The organism is Luteitalea sp. TBR-22 (genome assembly GCF_016865485.1).
Lineage (GTDB): Bacteria > Acidobacteriota > Vicinamibacteria > Vicinamibacterales > Vicinamibacteraceae > Luteitalea.
Genome location: NZ_AP024452.1, coordinates 4,818,732 through 4,840,515 on the forward strand (window position 1 = coordinate 4,818,732; position 21,784 = coordinate 4,840,515).

At 70.4% G+C, this 21,784-nt stretch carries 12 protein-coding genes; 1 reads left to right on the plus strand and 11 read right to left on the minus strand.

The features are described 5' to 3' along the window. The 11 genes from TBR22_RS20210 to TBR22_RS20260 all read right to left on the minus strand — a co-directional run bounded on the left by TBR22_RS20210 (position 1) and on the right by TBR22_RS20260 (position 20,279). Complete coding sequence (locus TBR22_RS20210) at positions 1-6,732, minus strand: Ig-like domain-containing protein (RefSeq protein WP_239489638.1); 6,732 nt, start codon at positions 6,730-6,732, stop codon at positions 1-3. Continuing rightward, on the minus strand, positions 6,732-9,899 hold the full coding sequence (locus tag TBR22_RS20215) for a hypothetical protein (RefSeq protein ID WP_239489639.1): 3,168 nt from the start codon (positions 9,897-9,899) through the stop codon (positions 6,732-6,734). The genes TBR22_RS20210 and TBR22_RS20215 overlap by 1 nt, the downstream gene beginning before the upstream one ends. Before the next feature lie 27 nt (positions 9,900-9,926). Next, positions 9,927-11,294 (minus strand): ATP-binding protein, encoded by a 1,368-nt coding sequence (locus TBR22_RS20220; protein ID WP_239489640.1) that lies wholly within the window; start codon positions 11,292-11,294, stop codon positions 9,927-9,929. Then, positions 11,291-11,626: a circadian clock KaiB family protein gene (locus TBR22_RS20225; protein WP_239489641.1), complete on the minus strand. Its 336-nt coding sequence runs from the start codon at positions 11,624-11,626 to the stop codon at positions 11,291-11,293. The genes TBR22_RS20220 and TBR22_RS20225 overlap by 4 nt, the downstream gene beginning before the upstream one ends. Then, positions 11,619-11,990, minus strand: coding sequence for a circadian clock KaiB family protein (locus TBR22_RS20230; protein WP_239489642.1), 372 nt, complete (start codon positions 11,988-11,990; stop codon positions 11,619-11,621). The genes TBR22_RS20225 and TBR22_RS20230 overlap by 8 nt, the downstream gene beginning before the upstream one ends. Beyond that, a complete protein-coding gene (gene kaiC, locus TBR22_RS20235) occupies positions 11,987-13,735 on the minus strand; it encodes a circadian clock protein KaiC (protein WP_239489643.1) in 1,749 nt (582 codons plus the stop codon). The genes TBR22_RS20230 and kaiC overlap by 4 nt, the downstream gene beginning before the upstream one ends. Then, on the minus strand, positions 13,732-16,062 hold the full coding sequence (locus tag TBR22_RS20240; RefSeq protein WP_239489644.1) for a hybrid sensor histidine kinase/response regulator: 2,331 nt from the start codon (positions 16,060-16,062) through the stop codon (positions 13,732-13,734). Before TBR22_RS20240 ends, kaiC begins: the two co-directional genes overlap by 4 nt. A gap of 173 nt (positions 16,063-16,235) precedes the next feature. Further along, on the minus strand, positions 16,236-16,889 hold the full coding sequence (locus TBR22_RS20245; protein WP_239489645.1) for a response regulator transcription factor: 654 nt from the start codon (positions 16,887-16,889) through the stop codon (positions 16,236-16,238). After that, positions 16,886-17,563, minus strand: coding sequence for a sensor histidine kinase (locus TBR22_RS20250; RefSeq protein ID WP_239489646.1), 678 nt, complete (start codon positions 17,561-17,563; stop codon positions 16,886-16,888). The genes TBR22_RS20245 and TBR22_RS20250 overlap by 4 nt, the downstream gene beginning before the upstream one ends. Continuing rightward, positions 17,521-18,804 (minus strand): PAS domain-containing protein, encoded by a 1,284-nt coding sequence (locus TBR22_RS20255; RefSeq protein WP_239489647.1) that lies wholly within the window; start codon positions 18,802-18,804, stop codon positions 17,521-17,523. Before TBR22_RS20255 ends, TBR22_RS20250 begins: the two co-directional genes overlap by 43 nt. A gap of 86 nt (positions 18,805-18,890) precedes the next feature. Next, complete coding sequence (locus tag TBR22_RS20260; protein ID WP_239489648.1) at positions 18,891-20,279, minus strand: GDSL-type esterase/lipase family protein; 1,389 nt, start codon at positions 20,277-20,279, stop codon at positions 18,891-18,893. Positions 20,280-20,450: 171 nt separating this feature from the next. Between TBR22_RS20260 and TBR22_RS20265 the strand changes: the two genes are divergently transcribed. Then, positions 20,451-21,743: an amidohydrolase family protein gene (locus TBR22_RS20265; RefSeq protein ID WP_239489649.1), complete on the plus strand. Its 1,293-nt coding sequence runs from the start codon at positions 20,451-20,453 to the stop codon at positions 21,741-21,743. Positions 21,744-21,784 lie beyond the last annotated feature (41 nt).

Here is a 21,784-nt window from a genome sequence, read left to right on the forward strand (position 1 = left end):
CTACTCGATCCGGATGTTCGTCGTGACGAATGGCGCCACGCCGATGCGCGCGCCGGAGCCGTCGGCCGGCACCACCGAGACCACGGTCGTCCTTCCGGTCGCGCCTGGCAGGACGACATCGAAAGCCACCTGGCCGCCGCTCACGGTGAAGGAACGAAGGGAACCGTCGTTGGGCGTCGCGATGCCCCCCGTGATCGTGCCGCCAGCCGATCCGTTGCCGTACGACCCGGCCCGGGTGTACCAGTTGCCCGCAGTGACGGCGACGCGGGTGCCATCGGGCACCAGGTTGCCAGCCGCATCGCGGATGTTGGACAGGGTCACCGACACGGTGCTTCCTGGTCCGCCGGTCCCCGGTGCCAGCACGGTTGCCGTGTCCATCCCGACGAGGCTGATGACCGTGCTCAGCAGCGGGCGCGAGCCGATGATCGCGCCGGTGGCCGTGGCCGGTAGCACCGACACCACCGCCGGGCGGGTGGCGCCCACGGCATTGGTCAGCCCTTCGGCCGAGTACGTCGCGGTGACGCGGCCACTGCTCACGACGTAGCTCGAGAAGGACGCCTCGTTGGGTGAGGGTGTGCCACCGACGAGGCTGCCGCCGGCAGAGCCGTTGCTGTAGCCGCCGTCGCTCTGGCGATACCACGGCCGGGCGGCCAGCGCGACGCGTGTGCCGTCCGGCACCGGCCGCCCTTGCGCATCGGTCAGCCCCTCGATCGTCACGAGCGACGTGCGCGGCTGACCATCGGCCAGCAGCGACACGGGGCTCGCCGTGATCGTGCCCGTCGTCACGCTCGACACCGCCACGGCCCCTTCCGCGAACGGCCGGATGGTGACTCGGGCGTTGGTCGCCGACGCGACGGTGGCCGCGATGACTGCGGTCCGCACGTCGGTGGCGGCCAACAGCGGCACGCTCTCGGCCGAGTAGGTCGCTTCCAGGGCCGCGCCGATCGTCGAGTACACCTGGAAGTCGAGATCGTTTGGCGCCGTGAGGCCGCCGAGCAGCAGGCCTCCGCTCGAGCCGTTGCTGTAGCCGCCGTCCGAGCGGCGGTACCAGGGCCGGGCGGTCAGCGCCACGCGCGTGCCGTCGGGCACGAAGTTGCCGAGGGCGTCGCGGATGCCGGTGACGCGCACGCGCACGGGCCGGCGCACGCCGTCGGCAACCACCGACGACGGATCTGTCGTGATGACGGCCGAGGTGACGCCGCCCTGCGGAATCCTCACCTCCGCGAAGGGACGGGTGCCGACGCGCCCCCCCGTGCTGCCCGGTAGAATCGCGATCACCGTCGTCGCCGTCTCGAAGGCGCCCAGCACGAGCCCGGCATTCGAGTACGTGAACGTGACCTGCCCACCCGACACGGTGAACATCCGGAAATCGCCATCGTTGGGCGCCGGGTCGCCACCGAGAATCGTCCCGCCGAACGACTCGTTCGAGTACCCACCGTCACCCTGCCGATACCACGGCCGCGTCGCCACGGCGACGCGGGTGCCGTCAGGCACGAGACGTCCGGTCGCGTCCGAGATGCCCGTGATGGTGATCACGGCCCTCGAGTCCTGGCCGGCGGCAGCGAGCGTGGACGGCAACGCCGTGATCGACCCGACACCCGCTCCGCCTGGCGACAGCACGACCCGGCCCTCCGCAAACGGCCGAGTGCCGACGCGGTGACCCGACGCCTGGGCTGGGAGGACCGCGAGGACGGCATCACCGACATCGGTCGCGTCGAACACCACAGGCGCCGACGCGAAGGCGAGTCGTGCCTCGCCGCCGGCCAACAGGGCCGTGCGGAAGTCGCCGTCGTTGGGCGTCGGCACACCGCCGGACACGGTGCCGCCGGCCGACCTGTTGCTGTAGCCGCCGTCGACACGTCGATACCAGGGCCGCACCGCCATCGCGACGTGCGCGCCGCTGGTCACCGCCAGGCCGTTGACGTCGCGCACACTGTTGATGAGGACATCCATCGGACGTGCCACGCCGTCGGCCACCGCCGTCACCTGGTCCGGGATGACGCTGGCCGAATCGAGCCCGCCGATGCGCACCGGGGCATCGACCACCGGCCGAGTGCCGATGCGACCCGACGCGTTGGCTGGCAGCAGTGCGACCACGGCCGTGGCCTGCTCACCCATCGCGAGCACGCCGCCCTGGTCCGAGTAGGTCACGGCCACTTCCCCACCAGACGCGACGAACGTGCGGAAGTCGCCGTCGTTGGGGGTCGGCAGGCCCCCGAGGATGGCACCGCCGACAGACCCGTTGGAGTAGCCGCCATCCGACGCGCGGTACCACGGCTTGGCCGTCGCGGCAAAGAGGGCACCGTCGGGCGCCTGCACGCGGAACCGCAGCGTCACGGTTTCCGGGTTCGAGTCGCCGGTCAGGAACCGCTGGCCGACGTACGCGCCCGTGCCCGGCGGACCGCTGACCACGGCCACGCCACGACTGGCGAGGCCAGCGCCGCGATCCTCCAGCCGCGCCTGCAGGGTCACCCTTCGGGGCGGGCCGGCGCTCGCCACGAGGTTCGAGATGTCGATGGGCGCGGGTGAAGCGGCAAACTCGTGCCGCACGCCATCGATGACCAACACCAGCGTGCCCTGGAAGGTCGCGCCGAACAGGCCCGACCACCCCTGCACACCGATCGTGTCCGGGTCGGCGACGATCACCATCTGATCGCCTTCATGGACGTAGGTCTCGACACTCCCCAGGTCCACCTGGGTCGTGCCTGGCGCGGGTGCGTCGAAGGGCGCGCTCTCGAGCACGGTGCGCGCGCGGCGCGGGTAGACCACCAGGTCGACCGTGTTGCTCGGCTGACCGCCGACGGTCACCTGCACCGGGCCCGTCGTGGCGCCGCGGGGCACCACGGCGACCAGGCGATCGACGGCCGCGCTCACGACGACCGCCGGGAGGCCTCCAATCGAGACCGCATTGCCCTGCGGCACGCCGCTGAAGTTGCGGCCCGCGATCACGACGGTGTCGGTCTCACCCGCAATCGGGCGGCCAAGCTGGGTGATCTCCGGCGGAGGTGTGGTCGTTGGCAGCGTCACGGTGACGGGCACGCTGGCGACCAGAGCGCCGCTCTCGACCACGATGGACGTCGCCCCTTCACCGGCGGCGGAGACCAGGCCCTGCGCCGTGACGGTCGCCACGAGCGGGTTCAGCACGCGGAATGCCACGGCGGTCAGCGGGAAGCCGACCTGGCCGTTGGAGAAGCGAACGCGCACCGCCAGCGCCTGCGATTGGGCGAGCGCGGTGAACGCCAGTGTCGCCGGCTCGAGCACCAGTGCGGTCTGCTCGACCTCCCGGACGACGACCACCACCTCCGCGGTGGGCAGCCCGGCGCTGGAGACCGTGACCCGGGCGGTCCCAATCCCGGTGCCCGTCACGAGCCCGGCGCCATCCACGATGGCGACGGCCGGATCGCTCGTCGCGAAGCGCACGACACCGCCGAACGCCCCAATTGTGTCGTCACTGAATCGACCCTGCACGCTGATGCGCTGGCTCTGGCCAGGCGAACCGAGCGTGATCGGATTTGGCGAGGCCACCAGCGACGTGACGCTGGCGAAGTCGACCGTGACCGGCACGCGGACTGCCGCCACGCTTAGCCCGCCGAGCTCGTCGTCCTCCGGGCCGTTCTGCCCACCGCCCGCATCCGCGACAGAGACGGTGACCATCGCCGACCCGTTCCGACCAGGCATCACCAGGCCGCCGCTGGTCACCGACGCCACCGCCGGCGTGTCCGACGCGAAGACGAGGCCCGAGGTGAGGATCTCGCGTCGGCCGTCACTGAACTGCCCGGTGACCAGGAGCGCCTCGGAGGTGCGGCTGCGCGAGAGCGCCACGTGGGCCGGCGCGACGCTGATCGCCGTCAACGTCGCCGCGGCCCGCACGAGGACCGTCGTGGGGGCACTGACGTTGCCGGCCTCGTCGATCACGAGCAGACGCAGCAGCTCATCGCCACGAGCCTCCATCTGGAGCGCGAACGCGCCCGACGCCGAGGCCACTGCCGAACGCTCGACGCGGGTCGTGACGTTGGTCACGACGACCCGCGCGCCAGGCTCCGCGGCGCCATCGAGCCCCGTGACGGTCACGAGCCCGCCTGTCGGCGTCGTGACGATCAGGGCCGATGTGACCAGCGGCGCCGGCGCGGTCGTGTCGCGATCGGCGTCGGGCAGGAACACGTCGAGGGCAATCACGGCCGACGCGCTGTTGCCGGAGGCATCGCTGGCGACGACCGTGATGGTGTGCGGCCCTGCGGCGAGCAACGCGGTGTCGAGCGTGAAACCGACGGTGCCCGTGGCGATTGGCGTCACGGCGCCGTCTAGCAGGTAGGCGATCGAGGCGACGCCGGTGTCGTCGGTTGCGGAAGCCAGGACGGCGAGCGGGCTGCCCCGCCGCACCCGGGGCGTCAACGGGTTGAGCACCGTGACGAGCGGGGCCGTCGTGTCGGACGTGAGGACGAAGGTGGCCTGCGACGAGGCCGCGTTGCCGGCACCGTCGGTCGCGACACTCACCAGCCGATGCGCCCCCGCCGCCAGGCCCGTCGTGGGCACCGAGAAGTGCCAGGGGCCGACCAACTTGCTGTCGATCGGAGCGGGCGCGTTGTCGAGGAACAGGTCGACGCGCGCGACCCGGCCGTCGTCGCTGGCTGACGCGACGGCCGCAACGGAGCGGCCCGGTGCCACCTGGGCGTCGGCGCTGAGCGTCACGGTCGGTGGCACGTCGTCGGGCGCTATCGAGAGAGGGCGGGCGGTCGTGCCGACGTTGCCCGCGGCATCGTGGGCCATGGCCGACAGCACGTGCGACGTCCCTGGCTCGAGGCCAGCCGTGTCGAGCAGGAATCGCACCGGCGAGTTCGGCCGGCGCGTGTCCACCAACGCCCCGTCGAGCAGAAGGTCCACGCGCACGACGCCGTTGGCATCGGCGGAGTCCACCACGACGACCGGGCTCTGGCCGCGGGCGACCAACTGCGCATCGAATGGCGCCTCGAGCGTCAGGCTCAGGGTCGGCTCGGTGGTGTCTGGCACGTATGGGGCGCCCTCCGTGGAGAAGCGCGCGACCATGCCAGAAGCGAGCGACAGCCCGTCGAGATTGAAGGCCGTGGGGTTGACGATGACCGTGTAGGTCTGACCGAACGCCAGCGGCTGGGCCGGCCGGAAGATCGCGGCCGTGGCCTCGAACAACTCGGTGAACTCGAGCGTGCCAGCCACGATGCGCCCGTCCGCGTCCTGGACCACCAGGGTCGCCTCCGGATAGCCGGACGTGATCGTCGGCTCGATCATCCGCTGCGAGAACAGCGCCACGATCGGCGGATCCACGGCCACTCCGACGGTGTTGTGCGCGGGCACCACGGTCACCGTCGGGCGCCCGTCGGTCGTCAGCCGTTCGCTCGGCAGCGTCCCGATGGCGCATCGCGGATCCCGCCCGGGCCCGGTGAACAGTACCGACAGCTGGATGTTGGCATCGGCCGCGCCGACGCAGCTCGTGATCGGGCCTGTCAGGCGTGGCATGACGCGGTAGGTCTGCACCGTCGACCCGCCGCGCAGGATGTCGCCGATGGTCCGCACCGTGGCGCCGGGTTTGGGCTCGCCCGTGATCTCGTCGATCAGGTCTGCGCCGCCACCGACGTCGATCTCCATCGAGGTATAGAGCGCATCGAGTTCCGGGTCGGTGTTGGTCACCTCGACTCGAAGCTCGTAGGGCACGCCGGCCGTCACGTAATCGGGGTGCGTCACCTTCACGTCGAGCTTCGGCGGCCCCTTGACCTCGAGATCGGTGGAGGCGCTGCCGGAGAACGGCACGGGCGCGGGCAGGAAGGCCCCGGTGATCACCCCCCCGAAGTGCGCGGTGACCTTGTGAATGCCCTTGAGATCGCCCCTGATGATGAACTGTCCCGTCGTGTCGCTCTCGGGGCCGATGTCCGGCAGCACGATCGCGCCACCAGCCGGGGCGACGCCCGTGAGCGCGCCCTCGGGCACCTCGAGCCGCGCCGTCAGGTCCTGCAGCGTGAAGATCGAGCTCACGTTCATCAGGAGCAGGTTGATCCTGAAGAACTCCTTGAGCGTCTTGATACGGCCTTCGATCAGGATGACGCCGGGGGTGCCTGGCATGCCTGGGGCAGGCACGATCTCGAAAGGCACGACCTCGATGGGAGGGATGTCCCGGGGCGTGGAGTTGCCGCCCCCGTCGCCGCAGGGGATGAAGATGGCCCGCTCGGTGCTGCTGATGCCCTTGCCGGGCGCAGCACAGCCGATCTGTACGGACTCACCGAAGCCCATCGGCTCCTCGATGCGACGCACGACCGGGACGGGCACCTGCACCTGCCGCCCCCCGACCACGAGCGCGACGACGAATCGCGACACGTTGTAGTTGGCCGGATCGGCGAGGTTGATGGTGCCCTCTGCCACCAGTTGACGCACCTCCTCGGTGGTCAGCCGCTGGGCCGTCACGCGGGCGCGCACGATCTCGGTGAGCGAGATCTGCGCGATGCGCAGGTCGTCGCCCTTCGCGGTGCGCCCCTCCGTGTCGGTGCCCGTGACGGAGATGACGTTCTCCGCGTTGGGCTTCAGCGGCACGCGGAGGGTGAAGGTCGTCTGGCCGATCGCGACCGGCTGCGATGCAGCCTGGGCGCCGCCAGTCGCGACGACTGTCGTGGGTGCCTGCGCCTGCGCGTGTCCGTCGCGCGGCAGCGCCGCGGTGGCCGCGGCCAACGCGGTAGTGACGACAATGAGGCGCTTCAGGGTTGGCGGCATCACTGCACCTTCACCTTCAGCGTCAGCGTCGGGTACTCGCGGCCGCGGACGACGATCTCGCCATTGCTCGTGGCTCCGGCCAGCTGCTGGCCCAGGGCGCCCAGGGCGTCCACGTCGGCCTGCTCCGCAATGCCCTCCGTACTCTGCAGGGCGAGGAGGAGGCGACTGGCGACGGCCTCGACCTGCACCGCCAGATCGACCACGGTCCCGGCGGCGCTCCCCGCCGCCGGTGGTGCCGTACTCACCGCGGCGGCCTGGGCGAGCAGGGCTTCGAGTGCGGCAATCGAGGCGGCGCGCTGGTCGTTGCCGATGAGGGCCACGATGGCCCCGGCGCGTGCGTACATCGCCGACGACAGCGCGTCCACGCCTGCCGCTCGGGCAGCCATCGCCGTGCGGGACAGGTCGATCTGGAACACACCGTCGACGTCGGTCCACGACAGGTGGCTCGTGCCGGGGACCTCGACCGCGATGCCCGCCAATGGCCTGCCGTTGTCGCGGATGACGCCGCGAATCGACAGGTCGAAATTCGCACCGGCGCGGTACTGCGCGAGGGCTGCCGGGTCGACGTCGTGGAAGACGGTGAGGGTCGTCGAGATGCTCACCAACGCCTCGTCGTCGACGTCCGGGGCGGCACACCCCTCGCTCTTGAGCCACTCGCCACGGACCGCAACGTACAGGGTGTTCTGCCCGACCAGCAGCGTCGGCGCCAGCGCGAAGTCCTGGGTGGTCGTCGCGATGGGCTGCGGCACGCCGTTGACCACGAGCACGGGGTCCGGGATGCCTGGCGTGGTGAACCAGCCGGCCACCAATGGCGTGGCAGTTGCCAGGCCGGCGCCCATCCCGGGGCGCACGAACACCGCGCGTGCACAGGCGTCGTCCTCGTCGTCGGGGTCCGCAGGCGGATCGCCCGTGCGCTGGACGTCCACTCGCGTCGACACCGTCTCCGGCGTGGTGATGTCCGGAGGCTGCACGGTCACGCGCGTCCGATCGCCCGGCGGGGGCGGGGGCGGCGGGGGATTGTCCCCCGGTGGAGGCGGTGGCACCGCCGACGGCGGGTCGAACACGAAGTCGACCAGGTTGTGCTTGAAGGGGTCGAGCGGTGCCACATAGGACTGCGTCTTGCCATCGGCGCGGACGACGACATCGAAGATCGGTGACTGGTCGCGGTCCAGGAGGTTGCTCAGCACGAAGACGCCGTCGCCGTCGCTCACCGCGACGCGGTTCACTTCGGGCAACAGCACCGTGGCGCCGGCCAGGGCCGATCCATCCGCGCGCGTCAGACGTCCCGACATGCCGAAGGCGACCTGCACCAGCGCGCGCTCGCCGTCGAAGAAGGCCAGGCCATCACCACCGACCCGCAGCTTGACGTCGGACGGGCGCCGGGCGCCGCGCAACACCGTGAGCCGACGCTTCTGCACGTCGTCCATGCCGAAGAACCCGAAGTACGGTGACTGGTTCATCAGCGGGATCATGGTGATCGTGCCCGCCGTGGCGTCGGTGACGTACATGTTCAGGTAGCGGTCGAACGTGACGCCCGTGAGATCGGTGAACGACGACTCGCCGTCGCGGAAGATCGGGTCGACCCGCCGGCCACCGGGCGCCACCATCAGCACGTTGTCGTACTGGGTGATGGCCAGTGTGTCGTCGGCGCGCATGGCCATCGTCGTGGACCCGCCGAAATTGAACAGCGGGCTGGCGATGTATGGCTGCGAGATGTTGCGCGGCGCCGTCACGCCCGGCGCCCAGCGCCAGGGCAGCGTGAGCAGCGTGATGCGCTGCGACGTGGCGTCGGCGATGTAGAGGGCCTCGCCGCGCGGTGACGGCGCCACGAGCAGGCTCTGCACCGACACCGGGTGGGCGTTCTGCAACAGGAAGCTGTAGTAGTTCGTGTTGCCGACGTGCGTCCGCTGACCGGTCTCTCTGTCGAAACTGAACAGCCGGCCGCCGAACCGTGCATCGGAGGCGGAGTTGTCCGTATAGAGGAAGCCGCGGCTGTCGATCGCCAGACCGGCGGCGCCAGGGGCCGCGAAATTGTGGGCCGCGAACGTCTCGGCGCCGGCCGCACCGACGCGGAGGATCGTGTTGAGCGCCGGGACGCTCAGGTACGCCACCCGCGCGTTGGCATCGACGGCGAGGTTGGCCGGCGGTCGCGTGACCGTGCGAAGGACGACGTTGATGGGCGCGGGGGGCGTGGCATCGCTCGCTTGCACGTGTACCCCCCTGTAGATGTCGGCCAGCGGATCGGTCAGCGTCTTGACGAAATCGATGCTCAACATCTGGCTTCCGGCGGGTGTCTTGCTGCCCGCCGACGGCACGATGCCCGACAGGAACGCGTAGATCTCGTCGATGCCGCTCTGCTGATGCGACGGGATGACCGCCGAGCCCACGGTACGCAGCGCGCGAATGCGGTAGTAGTACGTGCCCTCGCCGGGGACTTCGTCGTTGAACTCGAGGGGCACACCGGGCGGAAAGACCTTCATCGCCACCGGGTTCTCGTTGCCGCTGCCGCCGCGAATCAGGTAGTACTTCCACAACACGCTCTCGACGTTGCCGTGATCGTTCGGGCTGCGGTCGAAGGTCACCGTCACGAGCCGGCTCGGCACGGGCGGGTTCGTCGACTTGTCGACCACTTGCTCGACCTTGCGGATGAAGGGGGCGCGTGGTCGGAGGGCGTCGATGATCAGCTGGGCCTCCAGCTTGAAGATCGCGGTGACGGCCGTCCCCTGGAACTTCGAGAGTGATGCCTCCACGAGGCCGGAGGTGAAGTTCAGGAGCTTCTTGGCCTGCTCGAGCGTGCGGCTCTGCTGCATCACCTCGGCACGCGCCTTCTTGTAGGTGTCCTGGAAGGCGTCATTGTCGAAGGTCGACATCACACGGGCTGCGTTGAAGCGCGTCACTTTCTCGCTCGTCAGGAACGAGGTCAGCGCCCCGCCGACCTTGCCGTAATCAGGCTTGGTCGCCAGCAGCATCTCGGTCAGGGTGATCACGTCCTTGCATCCCGGCGCCGGGAGGAACTGCGCGAGGGGATCCGTAGCCGCCTGCTTGCCCGCTGGGGTCTCTCCAGGAAGCGGTGCGGGCAGTGAGGCCAGCTTGACCAGGAACATCGAGGTCGGGTCCCAGCTCGCGGATGGCCGACAGCAGCAGCTCGACGTCACGCGGGTCGTCATCGACCACCAGGACACGCGCGGAAGGCATCACGCCCTGGCCTGCGGCACGGCCGGCGAAGCGGCCGGCCTGAGCGTGAACCGGAACGTCGCCCCACGGGAAGGCTCGCTGTCGGCCCAGACGCGCCCGCCGTGGCGGTTGACGATGTTGTGGACGATCGCCAGGCCGATCCCCGTCCCCTCGAACTCCTCGGCGCGATGGAGCCGCTGGAACACGCCGAACAGCTTGTGCGCGTACGCCGGATCGAACCCGACGCCGTTGTCACTGACGTGGAACACGAGCTGGTCGCCTTCGCGTCCGTCGCAGCCCACGCCGATCCGTGCCTCCTCCTGCTCGCGCGAGTACTTCAGGGCGTTGTCGAGCAGGTTCATCAACACCTGCCTGATGAGGACCGGATCGGCCAGCACCGGCGGCATCGGCGCGACGTCCCACACCACGCGGCGGCCGGCGGTCAGCGGCTGCAGGGCGACGCGACACTCGTCGACCAACTCGGTGAGGTTCACCGGACGCAGGCTCAGCTGGGCGCGTTTGGCGCGTGAGAACTGCAGCAGCGCCTCGACGAGCCCCCCCATCTGCTCACTGGCATCGGCGATGACCTGCAGGTAGTGGGCACTCTCGGGCGGCAACTGGCCGGCCGAGGCCTCCCGCAGCAGCCCGACGAACCCGTGCAGGTGCCTGAGCGGCGCGCGCAGGTCGTGAGACACCGAGTAGGCGAAGGACTCCAGGTCGTGGTTGGCCGCCTCGAGTTGCCGCGTGCGCTCGGCCACCATCGTCTCGAGGCTCGCGTTCAGGGCCCGCACCTCGTCCTCCGCATGCCGACGCTCGGCGACTTCCTCCGAGAGGCGCCGATTCAGGACGTCGAGTCGCCTCATCGTCTCGACCAGCTCCGCTTCCCGCCGTCGCGTCACGGTCAGGTCGGTGGCGACCACGCCCAGCACCGCGTCGGCAGTCTCGGGAAGCGGATGGACGTCGAGCTGTACGATCACCAGCCCGCCGTCCCTGGCGCGCAGGGCGACGTCGTCCGAGCTCGCACGCTCGTCCTGCCCGTGCTCGATCAGTCGCCCCACGGCGGCGCGGCAGGGCTCGTCGACGAAGTCGAGCAGGTGAGCGCCGATGACGCGTTCCTGGCGCTCGTGCACGAGGCGGGCGAAGCTGCCGTTGCAGTACAGGATCAGGCCGTCGCGCGACAGCGTGAGGGCGCCCTGCCCCATCTTCTCGATCAGCAGGCGGTAGGGCTCGGTGGCGCCGGTGAGGCTGTACACGCGGTCGCCGGTAGGCCCACGCACGAGCAGGGCATCCACGTCGCCGTTGCGGATCGCGAGGAGGAGTTCCTCGGCTTCGGCCAGCCGCGCCTGCAGGACTTCGACTTCTGCGGACGAGAGCGAGGTGGAGGTCATCGGCCCTCACCGTCGGACTTGAGGCCGAGGGCCAGCAGGACCCGCGGCGTGTTGGACAGGTCGCCGATCAGCCGGACGACGGGCGACGGCAGTTGCCGGACCAGGGTCGGCGCCACCACGACGTCGCCCTCCCGCGCCAGTTCCGGCTGCTGGTAGAGATCGATCACCTCGAGTTCGTAGCGGCCGGGCAGGTGCTCGTCGCAGATGGCCTTGATGTTGGCAACGGCGCGACTCGACTGGGGCGTGCTGCCGGTGACGTACAGGCGGAGGACGTACGTGGCCGTGGAGTCGCCGCCGACCAGGCGCTCGAGTTCCCTGATGATTTCAGACATCGGCTGGCCGCCGCGCGGTCCTGGCGGGGGGCGATGCGCCCGGTCGCAGGTCGAGCCCCACCAGCACGCGCTCGGTGTTGGAGAGGTCGCCGATGATGCGTCTGATGGGCGCCGGCAGCTTACGGACGAGCGTCGGCACCGCGAGGATCTGATCGCCCTGGGCCAGCTGGGGATGCGCCAGCAGATCGATCACGTCGATACGGTACTGCCCCTTCAGGTACTCCTCGCACACCTGGGTCAGGTTCCTGAAGGCGGCCGCCGACCTGGGCGTGGCGCCAGCCACGTACAGGCGCAGCACCCAGGGCGGATCGGCCTCGCCTGCCGTCTGGACTCGGGTCGGGCGACGAGCCTGGGGCCGTGTCATCGCCTCGCTCCACGAGGGGCGCTGTCCCGTCGAGACGCGGGCACTGGCGTGTCGGAGTGGCGCCCGCGCGCGATGGCCTCGGCGGCGTGCACCTCGCGCTCGTGGCGCTCGGTCTCGCCCGCGACCAGCAGGTCGAACTGCTGTTGCTCCGACGCCAGTCCTGCCTGCAGCGCGGCGATCTGCCCTTCGAGCGCCCGCCTCCGGATCTCGGAGGCCAGGCGCTCGCGCTCGAGGCGCGCGGTGCGGCTCACCCGCTCGTCGGCATCGCGACTGGCCTGGGCAAGCCGCGCCGTGCCGGTGAGGAGGCCCTCTGGCCCGACGTAGGGGTCGGCCAGCTGGAAGCCGCGAGCCGAGAGGGTGAACTCCCTGAGCTGATTGGAGTGCGCGCTTCCCCTGGACTTGAGGATGTGGACCAGCCGATTGCGCTCCCCGCGCGTCTCGTAGTCGCGCAACACGATCCACGTGTCGACGAGCGACGACAGCCCGACGTCGGTCTGTTCGAGGTCGCCGCCGCCGCTGGTCAGGCTCGTCAGGATCGCCGTGATGCCGCGGGTCTTGAGCAGGTCGACGATGCGCAGCAGCGCCGCCTTGAGGTCGCCGAGCGGCGTCCCGAATTCGAGACTGGAGATCGGGTCGATGACGACGGCATGTGGCTTGAACTCCGTGATGGCCCTGACCATCTGCACCACGTGCATCTCGAGGCCCCAATAGCTCGGCCTGACCGCCACGTAGTGCAGGAGGCCGACGTCGAGCCAGTGCTGGAGGTCGATGCCGATCGACCGCATGTTGCGGCAGACCTGCGCGGGAGACTCCTCGAACGCAAAATACAGACAGCGCTCGCCCCGGCGGCACGTCCCGTCGGCGAATGCCGACGCCAGGCTCGTCTTGCCGGTGCCCGCCGTGCCCGAGATCAGCACCGTGCTGCCGCGATAGAACCCCTTGCCCAGCATCTGGTCCAGGGCGGCGACCCCTGACGAGATGCGGGAGGACGGCGCGGCGTGCTCGAGGCGCATGGAGCTGATCGCCCACAGCGAGATGCCGCCTTCGTCGATCAGGAACGGGTACTCGTTGGGGCCGTGCGTCGAGCCCCGGTACTTCACGATGCGCAACCGCCGTGTCGCGACCTGGTCGGTCACGCGATGATCGAGCAGGAGCACGCAGTCAGAGACGTACTCCTCCATGCCGTGGCGCGTCATCATGGTGCCGCCGCGCTCGGCGGTGATCACGGCCGTCACGCCGCGGTCCTTCAGCCAGCGGAACAGCCGACGCAACTCCGCCCGGACGACGGTGTGATCGAGCAGCCCGGCAAACAGCACCTCGATCGTGTCGAGCGCTACTCGCTTGGCGCCGATCCTGTCGATGGCATACCCGATCCTGATGAAGAGCCCCTCGAGGTCGTAGACGCCGGTCTCCTCGATCTCGCTGCGCTCGACGAAGACGTGGTCCACGACCAGCTTCTTCTGCGCCACCAGTCGATCGAGGTCGAAGCCGAGCGACCGGACGTTGGCCTCCAGTTCGTCGGCCTTCTCCTCGAACGTGACGAACACGCCCGGCTCGCCGAACTGCATCGCGCCGCGCACGACGAACTCCATCGCCAGCAGCGTCTTGCCGCACCCGGGTCCGCCGCAGACCAGCGTCGGCCGCCCCCTGGGAAGGCCGCCTGCCGTGATCTCGTCGAGGCCGACGATGCCGGTCGGCGTCTTGGGCAGTGCGCGGACACGTCCGCGGCGAGGAGCGGGACTCATGCGATGTCTCCGAAGGAATGGGGTCCAGCGGGCGCGGCCGACGGCCCATCGAGGACCCGGCGCACCGTCTCGGTGAGTTGGCGCAGGGTGAACGGCTTGCCGAGGAACGCCTCGCTCGGAGACAACCCCTGGTCGTCGAGCAGGGTGCTCCCGGAGTAGCCGGACATGTACAGCACTCGCAGGCCGGGAGACCGCCGGGACAGCCGCTCACCGAGCTGACGGCCGTCCAGCCCCGGCAGCAGCAGGTCGGTGATGAGCAGGTCGGCCCGGGTTTCGTCAAGCAGGAGCGCGGCCTCGGCTGACGCGACGGCCTGCACCCGATAGCCGGCGCCCTCGAGCGCCGTGCGGACCAGCAGCCGGATGGCCTCATCGTCCTCGACCACGAGGATGGTCTCGTGACCGGAGGGCACGGTCGTCGACACCGGCGGTTCATCGCGGCGCAGAGCGGGGGCCACGCGCGGCAGGCGTATCGTGAACGACGTCCCGCGGTCGACGTGGCTCTCGACCTCGATGCGCCCGCCGCTCTGCTCGACGATCCCGAGCACCGTGGCCAGGCCGAGCCCCGTGCCGTGCCCTGGGCCCTTGGTGGTGAAGAAGGGCTCGAAGGCGTGCGACAGCACGTCGTCGCTCATGCCCCTGCCGGTGTCCGAGACCTTCAACACGGCGCACGTCCCGCCCAGGGCTTCCGGAGGATTCGCCTCGTCGGTCGGCCAGGCCTCCACGGCGGTCTCCAGGGTCAGCACGCCCCCGTGGGGCATGGCATCGCGTGCGTTGACGGCCAGGTTCAGCAGCACCTGCTCGATCTGGTGGGCATCGGCCTTGATGGCCCCAGCCTCCGGGTCGAGGCGCAGGTGCAGCCTGACGTTCTCGCCGATGACGCGCCCCAGCAACCGCTCGGTGGCGCTGACGATCGCATTGAGATCCAGCACTTCGGGCCGGAGCACCTGGCGGCGGCTGAAGGCCAGCAACTGTCGGGTGAGACCGGCCGCAATCTCGCCGGCACGTCGAATCTCGGCGACGTCGGACCGCCGCGCGTCGTCGGGCGCGAACTTGGCCATGAGCAGTTCGCAGTAGCCGAGGATCGCGGTGAGCAGGTTGTTGAAGTCGTGCGCCACGCCGCCGGTCAGGCGCCCCATGGACTCCAGCTTCTGGCTCTGTCGTACTCTGGCCTCGATCAGGCGGCGTTGCGTGTCGTCCTCGAAGGTCACCACGGCGCCGCGCGCCGTCCCGCCGTCGACGATGGGGTTGGACGCGTAGCGGGCGGGAAAGGCGGTCCCGTCTCGCTTCCAGATCACGTCGTCGTCGGAGCGGCACGGGGTCCCCGACGCGGCCGTCGCGATGATCGGGCACTGCTCGGCGGCATGTGACGCGCCATCGGCCGGCGCATGGTGCATGAGCGCGTGGACGTCCTGGCCGATGGCCTCGTCGAAGGACCACCCGAGCGTACGGGCGCCCGATTGGTTGATGAACGTGCAGCGCCCGTGCGGGTCGAGGCCGATCACGCCCTCGCCGACCGAGTCCAGCAGCACCTGCATCGTCCTCGCGAGTCGCTGATGCTCGAGGAACTCCTGCTTGCGTGCCGTGACGTCGACGTGGCAGCACAGGAGGCGCGGCTGCCCCGCCGAGCCCTCACGAAGCGAGGCGCCCCGCGTCTGGATCCAGCGATACGTGCCGTCCTTGTGCTTCAGGCGGTACTCCTCGTCGATCGACGCGCCCTCGGCAAGCGACGCACGGCGAATGGCTGCGCGCATGCGCTCGCGGTCTTCGGGGTGAAGCCTCGATTCCCATTCCGCGGGCGTCGTACCCACCTGCTCGTCGAGAAGGCCGAGCTGTGATTGCCATTCCGGCGAGTAGATCACCTCGTCGGTCTGCAGGTTCCAGTCCCACGTGCCGATGCCGGCCACCGAGGTGGCGAGGCGGAGGCGCAGTTGGCTCTCCCGCAGCGCTGCGTCCCTGGCGGCATCGTCGAGGGCGCGCGCCACCACCTGGCCGAGCCGCGCGAGGCGATCCTTGAGCACGTAGTCGGTGGCGCCGGCCTTGACGCACTCGACGGCACGTTCATCCCCGAGCGATCCGGAGACGACGATGAACGGCACGACGAGACCGCGCGCCCTGACCATCGCGAGCGCGGCCATCCCGTCGAACCGGGGCAACGAGTAGTCGGCGAGGATGACGTCGAGGTCGGGCGACAGCGCGTCGAGGAACGTCTCCGGGGTGTCGACGCGCGACCACTCGGGCAGGAACTCGCCGCGGCGCAGGGCGTGGACCATGAGTTCCGCGTCGGCCGGTTCGTCCTCGAGAATCAGGACGCGAAGTGCTCTCCCCATGATTGACGGTCCAGTCGCTTCCAGAGGGGGTCTCGAGGCAGCGGGGACCGGGTTAACCCCCCGGGCCGAACGGGCGCGACGGCGTGGCGCCGGCGTGCCTCCACCATCGCTGATGGGCTTGGGCGGCGCAATCGGGCGGTTCCTGAGGCGATCGGCGCAATGCCTGAGGCGCGCTAAGGGATCGGAGGGATCAGCCCCGTGCGCATGGCATACCGCACGAGACCGGCGACGTCGTGGATGCCGAGCCGCTCCATCGCCTGGGCGCGATGGGTCTCGACCGTCTTGACGCTGAGGTCGAGCAGGAAGGCGATCTCCTTGACGCTCTTGCCCTGGGCGATGAAGCGGACGACCTCGCGCTGCCGCGGTGTCAGTCCCTCCGACGACGGCTCACGGCCGCCCACCCGCGACACGTACTCGTCGATCACGCGGCGAGAGATGGCGGGGCTCAGGTACGTCTCGTTGCGGGCGACCGCAGCCAACGCGAGGTCCAGCTGCGAGGCCGCCGCATCCTTGAGGAGGTATCCCACGGCGCCAGCCGACAGCGCCTGCATCACGTACTCCTCGTTGTCGTGGATCGAGAGCACGATCACCTTGACGCGGGGGTGGGTTGCCCGCACGCGCGCCGCGACCTCCAGGCCGCTGAGACCCGGCAGCGCCACGTCGATGAGCAGGACGTCCGGCTCCAGTGCCTCCACGAGTGCGAGCGCCTCTTCGCCCGTGCCACCCTCGGCGACGACCTCCACCTCGGGCATCCGATCGAGCAGGGCCCGGATGCCGGCGCGGACCAGCGCATGGTCGTCGGTCACGACAACGCGAAGCGGCGTCATGCGGGGCCCTCGGCGGCGATCGGGAACATGACGTGGACGGCGGTACCGCGCCGCGGCGAGGAGACCCACTCGATCATGCCGCCGGCGAGGATGGCCCGCTCCTCCATCCCGAGCAGCCCGAGGCTCGCGCCACGCCGCGCCGCGGAGCGCGCCCCCTGGACGTCGAAGCCGCGGCCATCGTCGGCGACGTGGAGTTGCAGGGCCTCGGGGCCGCGTTCGAGTTCGAGCGTGACGGTGCTGGCGTCGGCATGCTTGATCACGTTGGTGAGCGCCTCCTGAGCCACCCGGAAGCAGGCCGTCTCGATGGCGGGAGGAAGGCGATCGATCGGGGTCCGGCACTCGAATACCACACGCAATCCGGAGCGGAGGCCGCACTGGTCGGCCAGCCAGCGCAGCGCCGGCTCGAGGCCGAGGTCGTCGAGCATCGGGGGACGCAACTGCAGCAGCAGGGCGCGCACCTGGCCGAGCGCGTCGTCGACAACACGGGTGGCATCGCGCAGCCGGTCGGCGAGCACGGCAGGGTCCGGGAATCGCTCGAGTGCCTGCAGGGCGATCTTGGCGGCCGTGAGGGCCTGGGCAATCTCGTCGTGCAGTTCACGCGCAAGGCTGCGGCGCTCGGTCTCCTGCACGGTCAACAGCCGGCGCGAGAGCGACTGCAGCGTGGCATGCGCCACCCGCAGGTCGTCGTCGCCTGTCGGCGCTCGGTGACGTCGCGGAAGTTGCTGACGATGCCGTTGACGGCCGGGTCGTCGAGCAGGTTGGTGGCGGTGACCTCGACCCAGCGGTACTCCCCGCTCCTGTGCCGCAGGCGGTGCGACCACGTGACGACGGCGTGGGGCGTCGACCGCACCTCGTCGAGTCGGCTCTCCATCCGGGCCCGGTCGGCGGGGTGCACGCGTTCGGCGAGGTCGTGCGCGACCAGCCGGTCCACCTCCTCGCCGAGCATCCGCGCCGCCGACGGCGAGACGTACTCCAGGGTCCCGTCCTCCCGCGAGATGCTGATCCCGTCCCAGGCGTGCTCGACCACCGAGCGAAAGCGCCGGTCGCTGGCCTGCAGGCGTGCTTCCGCGACCTTCTGCTCGGTGATCTCCCGGACCACTCCCCGCATCTTGAGCGGGGCGCCGGTCGGCCCGAACTCGAACTCACCGGTCCCGGCAATCCAGCGCACCGTCCCGTCAGGCCACACGACCCGGAACTCGCCCGCGAACGGCTCGCGGGCTTCGATGCACCGTGCGACTCCGTGGTCAACCGCCGGCAGGTCGTCGGGATGCACCCGACTGGCGAACATCTCGTAGGTGCCGTCGAACTCGCCCGGCGCGAGCCCCCACAGCTCTTCGTGCTCGCGCGACCAGGTGAGGCGCCCGCGGGGGATGTCCCAGTCGTAGGTGCCCATCCTCGCCGCCTGCAGCGCCAGGCGAAGCCGCTCCTCGCTCTCGCGCAGCACGCGTTCACGCGCCCGCTGTGCCGAGACGTCCCGAATGGAGGCGACGATGGTGGCGCCGTCGTCGTGCCGCCACGGCACGGCCTGCAGTTCGATGGCGCGCTCCGGTGCGTCGGCACTCGGGATGCTGGCGGTGAGCGTCCCGGCCCCGTCCTGCAGGACCCTGGCCGCAAACGCTCCCAGTGATTCGCCCTCGTCGCTCACGATTGGCTGCAGGCCTGCCGCGCCGTTCGAGACGGCGGTCGCGGTACCGAGCACCTGCCGCTCGGCGCGTTCGTTGAGCGCCAGGCACGTACCGTCGCTCGAGATGAGCACGAGACCACAGGGCGACCGACTCAAGAGGGCCTCGAGCAACGTGTCGGGCGCGATGTCCAGCGGCAACGCCGCGCCGGCAGGTGCCGACTCCCCCGCCTGTTCAACGGCGCTCGAGAGCCCTCCGGGCCTGCTCCCCTCGTCAGGCAGGTACGTCGGCATCACCAGCCCTCCTCGCCCCGCGCCTGTCACGGGGCGGAGCCTGCAGGTGGCACGATAGCAGGTCGCAACCCTGCCTGGCCGCCGTGTCAGCGACGCGCCACGCGGATGCGCCGGTATTCCATCTGCCCGCGATCACCCTCGAGGCCGATCGCGCCCGACGGCGGCACCTTGAAGGCGGCCTCGAGCACCTCGCCGTTGCACGTGATCTCCGCCACGCCGCCGCGGACGGTGACGACGAGTTCGTTCCACTCCTGGGGCCGGTACTTCGCCAGTCCCGTGTACGGCCCCGACAACCGGTAATCGCGCACCTGCACTTGCGGCCCGCGCAGGAAGAGGCCGCCGTCGGCGAACGGCGTCCCCCTGAACTCCAGCTTGAGGACGAAGTCGCCCTCGAACGTTCGGGTCGTCCACAGCTGCTGTACCTTGCGGTACTCGGACGGCGTGGCGGTGACGATGCGGTCGGCGACGACGCGCCAGCGCCCGTCGGGGCTGGACGTCCGACCGTCGAAGGTCACCGGCGTGGCCACGATCGGCCACAGAGCCGCGTTCGGGTCCGACGCCTGCCATCTGGCCGCGGCCGCCTTCTCCTCGTCCGTGGTGGCGCGATAGCCCCAGCCCGTGAGGTCACGGCCGTTGAAGAGCAGCTCGAAGCCCGGCTCGGGCGCGAAGGGCTCGGTTGCCGCGGGCATCAGCCCGAGCGACTCGAACACGGGGCGCAGCGCCGCCGCCCAGCGTGCGTAGCCGGCGTCGTTGAGGTGCAGGAGGTCGGGGAACTCGCCGACCGGAGCGTCGCCATCGGCGTCGGCCCACAGCCGCCACGTCTCGATAGCGGTGACCTGCGGGTCGTTGCGCACCAGGCCCATCAGGCGCGCATTGGTCTCCTTGATGAGGGGACTGGGCCGCTTCATCTTCGCCGAACTCGGGAAGACCTGGCAGAGCACGACCGGCATTGCGGGGTCGTACGCGCGGAAGGCCGAGAGGATCGTGCGGACGTTGCTCTCGACGACGTCCGGTCGCGCGCCCTCCTCGAGGTCGTTGGTGCCGATCAGCAGCACCACCGCCTTCGGGTGCAACGCCAGCACGTCGTCCTGCAGTCGAAGGAGCACGCCGCGGGACGTGTCGCCGCTGATCCCGCGGTTGGCGATCTTCATGCCCGGGAACGCGGCCGGCAGACGGTCGTTCCAGCCCTGGGTGATCGAGTCGCCGAGCAGCACGACGGCGCCCTGATCCTGCTGGACCTCTGACGCCCACTTCGTCCGCTTGTCTCGCCACAAGGTCCGGAACCACCCATAGCGACGCAGTGGCCCCACGCCGGGCAGGCCGTCGTCGTTGTCGGGAATCTCGAAGCGACCGGCGCCCTGTGCCGGGACAGGCGTCGCGGCCTGTGCCATGACGGACGGGGCGAGGGCGGGCACGACGCCGAGGGCCGCGCACAGGGCGGCCCTCGCGATCCAGCGGCCAGTCGGTCGGGTCATGGCCGCAGAGCATACCGTCGCCCAAGGGCGACGGGTACATCTTCTGGCGACGGGTACATCTTCTGGCGACGGGTACATCTTCAGGCGACGGCGCATCTCGCGGAGCACCAGGCCTGCCCGGCGCCGGGCGCGCCGCGACGGGTATGATGGCGGCTCATCCATGGAGGCCCTGTGAACCGACGTGTCGCGCTCGCCGCGGTGGCGGCCTGCGCCGCTGCCCTGTCTGCGCTGTCCCCCACTCCCCTTCGCGCGCAGTCGGCCGAAGCGCCGCTGACGGTGATCAAGGCGGCCCGCATGCTCGACGTGCGGGCGGGCCGCGTCGTCGATGCGCCGGTGATCACGGTGCAGGGCGGCACCATCACCGCCGTCGGTGGCGCGGTGCCGGCCGGTGCGCGGGTGATCGATCTCGGCGACGTCACGCTCGCGCCGGGGCTCATCGACCTGCACACCCACATCACGATGGACATCGAGGGCAACTGGGTGCTGCGCGCGGTGACCGAAGGCACGGCCGACGAAGCGCTGCGCGGCGCCCGCAACGCGCGCGCCACCGTCGAGGCCGGGTTCACGACGGTGCGCAACCTTGGCAGCGGCAACTTCGCCGACATCGCGCTGGACCGCGCCATCAGGGCGGGCTTCGTGCCAGGCCCACGCATCGTGAGTGCCGGCAATTCGATCGGGATCACGGGCGGACACTGCGACACCACCGGCTTCGCGCCGGGCGTGCTCGAGCAGGACTGGCGCACGGGTGTTGCCGACGGGCCCGACGAGTTGATCAAGGCCGTCCGCTACCAGGCCAAGCACGGCGCGCAGGTGATCAAGATCTGCGCGACGGCGGGCGTGCTGTCGTTCGACGCGACGGTCGGCGCCCAGCAGCTGAGCGAGACCGAGATGCGGGCCGTCGTGGAGGAAGCGACGCGGCACGGGCTGCGCGTCGCGGCGCACGCGCACGGGACCGAGGGCATCAAGGCTGCCGTACGGGCCGGCGTCGCCTCCATCGAGCACGGGTCGTTGCTCGACGACGAGGCGATCGCGCTGATGAAGGCGCGCGGGACGTACCTCGTACCGACGACCTACCTGGTGGGCGCGATCGATCTGTCGGCGCTGCCGCCGCCGATCCGCGCCAAGGCCGAGTACGTGCTGCCCCTCGCCAGGCAGAACCTGCGCAAGGCGATCGCGGCGGGCGTGAAGATCGCGTTCGGCACCGACGCGGCCGTGTACCCGCACGGCCACAACGCGCGCGAACTGTCCGTCTACGTGCAGCTCGGCATGACGCCGATCGAGGCCATCCGCAGCGCCACGACCGTCGCGGCGGAGGTGCTGGGGGTCAGCGATCGGGGTGCGATCGAGGCCGGGCGCCTTGCCGATCTCATCGCGGTGGGCGGCGATCCCCTGCGCGACGTGGCGGCGTTCCAGGACGTCAGGTTCGTGATGGCCGCGGGCCGGGTGGTGAAGGGGTCGAAGTAGGCACCGGGCACCGGGGACCGGAGGCGGGGGCTGGCGGCTGG